Annotated in this window: 5 protein-coding genes; 1 reads left to right on the top strand and 4 read right to left on the bottom strand. The window is 58.5% G+C overall.

The annotated features are described in order from the left end of the window. Positions 1 to 656 precede the first annotated feature (656 nt). The gene (gene rng, locus VCS63_RS12285; protein ID WP_042796885.1) at positions 657 to 2,120 is read left to right on the top strand and encodes a ribonuclease G; all 1,464 of its coding nucleotides are present in this window, start codon (positions 657 to 659) and stop codon (positions 2,118 to 2,120) included. A gap of 2 nt (positions 2,121 to 2,122) precedes the next feature. Here the strand turns inward: rng and VCS63_RS12280 are convergent, their stop codons facing one another. The 4 genes from VCS63_RS12280 to VCS63_RS12265 all read right to left on the bottom strand — a co-directional run bounded on the left by VCS63_RS12280 (position 2,123) and on the right by VCS63_RS12265 (position 5,878). Beyond that, positions 2,123 to 2,956 (bottom strand): NAD(P)-dependent oxidoreductase, encoded by an 834-nt coding sequence (locus VCS63_RS12280; RefSeq protein ID WP_323879895.1) that lies wholly within the window; start codon positions 2,954 to 2,956, stop codon positions 2,123 to 2,125. Positions 2,957 to 3,017: 61 nt separating this feature from the next. After that, complete coding sequence (locus VCS63_RS12275) at positions 3,018 to 4,004, bottom strand: TRAP transporter substrate-binding protein (RefSeq protein ID WP_042792753.1); 987 nt, start codon at positions 4,002 to 4,004, stop codon at positions 3,018 to 3,020. Positions 4,005 to 4,070: 66 nt separating this feature from the next. After that, positions 4,071 to 5,342, bottom strand: coding sequence for a TRAP transporter large permease (locus VCS63_RS12270; protein WP_042792752.1), 1,272 nt, complete (start codon positions 5,340 to 5,342; stop codon positions 4,071 to 4,073). Then, entirely contained in the window at positions 5,339 to 5,878 is a 540-nt protein-coding gene (locus VCS63_RS12265; protein WP_323879894.1) for a TRAP transporter small permease, read from the bottom strand. The genes VCS63_RS12270 and VCS63_RS12265 overlap by 4 nt, the downstream gene beginning before the upstream one ends. Positions 5,879 to 6,000: the final 122 nt, after the last annotated feature.

The raw sequence follows: 6,000 nt of genomic DNA, 5'->3' as shown, positions 1-6,000 counted from the left end.
CCACACTTATCGGTTGTTTAATTGTTAAAGAGCGGTACTGCTAAATTCGGTACTACTTACTGCCCACTGGCAGCGGCGCCTGCTTTCGCTAGCGCTGCGTTGTCAGCAGCAGAGAAACGAGATTATGAAGAAGTTTTTTTAGCTTGTCAAGTTAGCGTCACAACCTTCGTTTCGCTCACTTGGCTTGCAACCTCTTCAGGTCCGCCTCTCTTAGCAGCTATCGAAATATCAGGGTTAACCCTAAGTTTTCGGCAACTGCCAAGCCCAAGACTATAACACGATTTTTGCAGATTGCGCAACTGGCTTTTGCCTAACTTGCTGCAGTCCTTGCAATAACCGCTTGGCTTTCATTACTGGCCGCCTGGCGGCAGACCCGGCTGATTTCTCGTGCCCGGCCCGTTGTGCTTGCTTGGCTTCGCGGCTCAGAACTGCCCGAACTGCGAAGGAGCGAGACTATAGCACAAGTTTTGGACCGTGGGGGGCCAGTATCCGGACTTCCGTCTTCGCCCTTCGTCTCGTGCCCCCGCGTACCTATAGTGCTCGCCATGCGATCTCTATATATAGATAGTTGTCTCGCCCCGCCTGCCCTACGTTTACTATTCGCCTGTACGACGTACCCAACTGGAGACGAACACGCTATGCCCCCAGCCATCGCCCTGAGCGAAGATATCCTGATCAATGTCACCCCCTTTGAAACCCGCGTTGCGCTGGTGGAACAAGGATCGGTACAGGAACTGCACGTCGAACGCAGCATTCAGCGGGGCCATGTCGGCAACATCTACCTGGGGCGCGTGGTGCGGGTGCTGCCGGGCATGCAGAGCGCGTTCATCGATATCGGACTGGAGCGCGCCGCCTTCATCCACATCGCCGACCTGCGCGAGAACCGCGGCGAAAGAAGCCAGGGACTCACTCCCACGCCCATCGAAAAGCTGCTGTTCGAGGGACAGACCATCATGGTGCAGGTGGTCAAAGACCCGCTAGGCACCAAGGGCGCGCGGCTGTCGACCCAGATCAGCATGGCGGGCCGGATGCTTGTCTACTTGCCGCATGACCCGCATATCGGCATCTCGCAGAAAATCGATGACGAATCCGAGCGTATCCAGTTGCGCGAACGCCTGCAGGCCTTGATGCCCGCCGAGGAAAAAGGCGGATTTATCGTTCGCACGCAGGCAGAAGGCGCCAACGATGACGAACTGACGGCGGATCTGGAGTACCTGCGCAAGTTGTGGAGCAGCGTCCAGGCGGCTGCCCGCAGCCAGCCTGCCCCTGCCCTGCTGCATCAGGACCTGACGCTCGCGCAGCGCGTGCTGCGGGACATGGTCGGTCCGAACACCGGCGCCATTCTGGTGGATTCCCGCACAACCAGCGCGGCGATGCTCGAATGGGCACGGGTCTACACCCCTTCGGTAGTGGACCGGATCCAGCATTACAGCGGGGAGCGCCCCCTGTTCGACACCGCCAATGTCGACGATGAGATTGCGCGGGCGCTCTCACGCCGGGTCGACCTCAAATCCGGCGGTTACCTCATCATCGACCAGACCGAAGCGTTGACCACGGTGGACGTCAATACCGGCGGCTTCGTGGGCGGCCGCAATTTCGACGACACCATTTTCAAGACCAATCTGGAAGCGGCCCAGGCCATTGCACGCCAGCTGCGGCTGCGCAATCTTGGGGGCATCGTCATCCTGGACTTCATCGACATGGAGGAGCAGGAGCACCGCGAAACGGTCTTGGCCGAGCTGAAGAAGGCATTGTCGCGCGACCGCACCCGCATGACGGTCAACGGCTTCACGCAGCTCGGCCTGGTCGAGATGACCCGCAAGCGGACCCGCGATTCGCTGGCACATCAGCTATGCGAACCTTGCCCCATGTGCGAGGCGCGCGGCAACGTGCGTACGCCGCGCACCGTCTGCTATGAAATCCTGCGCGAGATCCTGCGCGAGGCGCGGCAATTCAATCCCAAGGAATTCCGCATCCTGGCCTCGCAAGAGGTGGTCGATCTATTCCTGGAAGAAGAAAGCCAGCATCTGGCGATGCTGGGCGACTTCGTGGGCAAACGTATATCGTTGGAAGTGGAAGGCGCGTACTCGCAAGAGCAGTACGACATCATCCTCGTCTGATTTCAGGAGATCCTGTCCGTGGTGCCGACAAATTCCAACGGGCAGTAAAAACCGCCGTGGAACTGAGCCGCGACAGGATCCTCCGGAATGTTCTGCGCCAGGATTTCGGGGGCAAACACCTCGGAGTCATCTTGCGGCGCATAGCCCAGGAACTTCGCGTTGGAATTGTCCCAGCGGTTGCGCAGGTTGTTCGACACCCCATAGACCACCGTGAAATGATAGGACTCGTGCTCCACGCAACGGGCCGCCAACTGCGCCATGTCGCGGTGGCTGATCCAGGTCAGGAGTTGCCGGGCTTCACTGGGGCGGTCCGGTGTGCGGAAGGTCCCGATCCGCAGGCAGGCGACTGACAAGCCGAACTTGTCTGCGTACATGCGGCCCAGGGCCTCGCCAAACACTTTCGACACGCCATACAGCGAGTCGGGCCTGGGCTGGACCGTGTCGTCGAGGAATCTTTCCCGCCGGTGATAGCCGATGGCGTGGTTCGAGCTCGCGAAAACCACTCGCCGCACGTTCTGGCGCCGGGCGGCCTCGAACACGTTGTAGCAACCCTCGATATTCATGGGCAGGATCTTTTCCCAGACATCGGCCCCGGGAATGCCGGCCAGATGGATGACGCAGTCGATGCCCTCCATGCAGCGCTCCAGGGACGCGATGTCCCTGACATCCATCGTGCAGACTTCCTCGTTCTCCGCTGCGGGCTCCTGCGCAGCGATGTCTGCCAAACGCAGCAAGGCGTAGCGCCCGCGCAGCTGCGAGCGCAGGCAAAGACCGATGTTGCCGGCCGCTCCGGTAATCAGCACGCGCAGATTCTCGGGTTTGTTAAAGGGTGTCATCAATCAGTCCAGTCTCTATTTAGAGTGAAGACGCGGCGGCGAGCAAAGCCGCGCGCGTCCATTACGGCTTCTGCTTGGCGGCGATCAGCGCGTCATACAGCGCCTGGCCATTGGGAGCTTCGCCGACGAGTTTTTTCACGACAGGCCGCGTGGCTTGCACCAGCGAATCAAGATTGCTGGGATAGACGATGGAGACGCCTTTCGTTTCCATCGTTTTCATGCCTTCGTCGTAGACCTTCTTGTAATAGTCACGCGCGTAGGCCATGGCTTCGTTCGCGGACTCCTTGATGATTTTCTGCTCTTCAGGCGAAAACCGGTCCCAGCGGTCCTTGGACATGAGCAGCAACGCCGGATGGATATTGACGTGCGTCATGTTGAAGTACTTGGAGACCTCAATGAATTTGTCCGAAACAAACTGGTCCGGGGTCGTTTCCCCGCCATCCAGAACCTTCTGCTGCAGAGCCAGGTAGAGTTCCGAATAGGCCATGGGCGTGGCTTGGGCCCCCAGAGCCTTATAGCTTTCGACATATCCCGGCGATTGAATGACGCGGATTTTCATGCCCTTCAGGTCTTCGGCCGAATTGACGGGTCTATTGCCGAAGACGTTGCGCTCGATTGCCGAAAACCAGCCCAGGCCGACCAGGCCGTACTTGGGAAGGACTTCCATGAATTTGTCGCCGGCAGGACCATTGAGGATCTGGTTGGCCTGCTCGACGCTATCGAACAGGAACGGCGAGTCAAACACCAGGAATTCCTTGACGATGCCGTTCAAGGTCGGCTGGCCCGTGATGACCAGATCGGTGGCGCCGGCCACGGCGCCCTGGATCATGGTCAGTTCACCACCCAGCTGCGAGTGCGGGAACACGGACACCGTGATTTTCCCGTTTGACTTGGTCTTCAGCACATCGGCGAACTTCTGCGCACCGACGTGAAAGGGACTGTCCGTCGTGAGCGTATGCCCGACGTCCATGTTCACCGCATGCGCCGGGGCGGCGCACACGAAGGCGGCCATGATGCTGGCACCCAGGATCTTCTTGAATATTTTCATTTTCCGTCTCCTCGATTTTCTAGCCGCCCCGGGGCATACGTCCCCATCGGGCAGCCGATTTATTCTTTATAAGAAAAAGGTACTTATGGCAGGCACATAAGAAATAATCAGCACATCGAGCACGAGCACGGCGAGGAATATCACCAGGTACTTCGCCAAGTGATGCATTTTCAGTTGGGCGACTTCGCACACGACGAACAGGTTTACACCGACCGGCGGGGTCACCATGCCGACCGCCAGATTGGTGATGACGATCATTCCGAAATGGATGGGATCGATGCCGAAAGCCACGCTGATGGGCGCCAGGATCGGCACGATGATCAGGATTGCCGCCAATGCCTCGATGAACATGCCGACCAGGAACAGCATGACGTTCACCAACAGCAGGAACACGATCGGATTGGTGGTCACCGAGCCAAGCATGGCGGCGACTTGCTGCGGCACCTGGTTGATCGTCAGCAGGTACGCGAACACGGCGGCGAACGCTACGATCAGCAAGATGATGGAAGACATCACTGCGGACCGCGCGAAAATGCCAAGCAGATCCTTGACCGTTATTTCCTTGTAGACAAAGAGCCCGAGCGCCAAGCCATAAAGCACCGCGATGCAGGAAGCCTCCGTTGCAGTGAATAATCCACCGTAAATGCCGCCCAGAATGATCACTGGCATCATCAACGCGAGCGTCGCATCCTTCAGGGCGATCAGGACGCCCTTCAGCCATCCCGTGAAGCTGACAGCGCTGACCTCATCGAAGCCCTGGATGCGAGCAACCAGGCAAACCGTGAGGATCAGCGAGACGGTAATCAGCAGTCCCGGCAGGATGCCCGCAAGAAATAGCGAGCCGACCGACACGTTCGCCGTCAGCGCATACACAATCATCGGAATCGATGGCGGAATGATTGCCCCCAGCTCTCCGGAAGAAGCGGCAATGGACGCCGCAAATGATCTCGGATAGCCCTTTTTCTCCATTTCCGGGATGAGCACGGAGCCGATCGCGGCGGTCGTCGCGGAGGAGGAGCCGGAGACTGTTGCGAACAACAACGACGTCAATACCGCAACCGCCCCCAGCCCGCCCCGGATCCAGCCAACGAAAGCATTCGCCAGCTGAACCAGGCGGGTGGCCACCCCGCCCGAGGACATCAGATGCCCGGCCAGGATAAAGAACGGCACCGCCATCAGGCTGAACGAATCCAGCGACTGGAACGCCATTTGCGCCACGATCAGAAGCGAACGGTCGCCCGCCTGCAAGGCGAATGCAGCGGACATGCCCAGGGCCGTGACAATGGGTGCGCCGATAATCAAGATCGCCGTAAACGATAAAAACAGGACCGGGATCACAGTGCCCCTCCTTCGCTATTCTGCATCGCCGCCGCGGCGCGCTCCGTCTCGCTACCCTCGCGAGACACCTCTACATTCGCGAGTTCCTTGACGACATGCGTGAGGGTATTCAGGCTCATCAGCACGCAGCCGATAAACATGAATACGTAGATATATGCCATGGGCATTTCCATCGCGGGCGAGGTTTGCCGCAGGCCGAGCTCTAAGAGCCTGATCGATTTCCAGGCCAGAAGGAGCGCAAGCATCAAAGTCAGCACATGCGCCACCACGCGCAGCCAGCGAGCGACCGACTCGGGCACCATTCCGATGAAAGCGTCCACGCCAATCAGGCGCAGGCGATAGGTAGCGACAGCACCGCCAAGAAAGACGCTGCCGACCATCATGAAACGGCCCAGTTCTTCCGCCCAGGGCGTGGAAAGCGGAATACCGGAATAGGTGTAAAGCAGCCGTACAAAAACAGAAATTGAAATCGCCAGAACCATTCCTATAAGAAACAGTCCGGCGCATTTTTCCGCCGCACCGTTTATCGAATTCATTATTCGCTGCAGCGTTTGAAACCTCTCGTGTGAGGCACAATACCCGGCCATGCGGAGCCCTCCCTTCTTGTCTCATTTATTTATTCACGCCTTTTTGAGCCAGGCGTTGGATAAGAAATATA

This window comes from Achromobacter sp. D10 (assembly GCF_035282245.1).
Classification (GTDB): domain Bacteria; phylum Pseudomonadota; class Gammaproteobacteria; order Burkholderiales; family Burkholderiaceae_B; genus Achromobacter; species Achromobacter insolitus.
Note: the sequence above shows the minus strand (reverse complement) of the source record. Positions and strands in the feature narration are given on the sequence as shown.

Bases quoted from the DNA above. Each gene is read 5' to 3' on its own strand.
- VCS63_RS12280 (WP_323879895.1), bottom strand. From the start codon at position 2,956: ATGACACCCTTTAACAAACCCGAGAATCTGCGCGTGCTGATTACCGGA.
- VCS63_RS12265 (WP_323879894.1), bottom strand. From the start codon at position 5,878: ATGAATTCGATAAACGGTGCGGCGGAAAAATGCGCCGGACTGTTTCTT.
- VCS63_RS12275 (WP_042792753.1), bottom strand. From the start codon at position 4,004: ATGAAAATATTCAAGAAGATCCTGGGTGCCAGCATCATGGCCGCCTTC.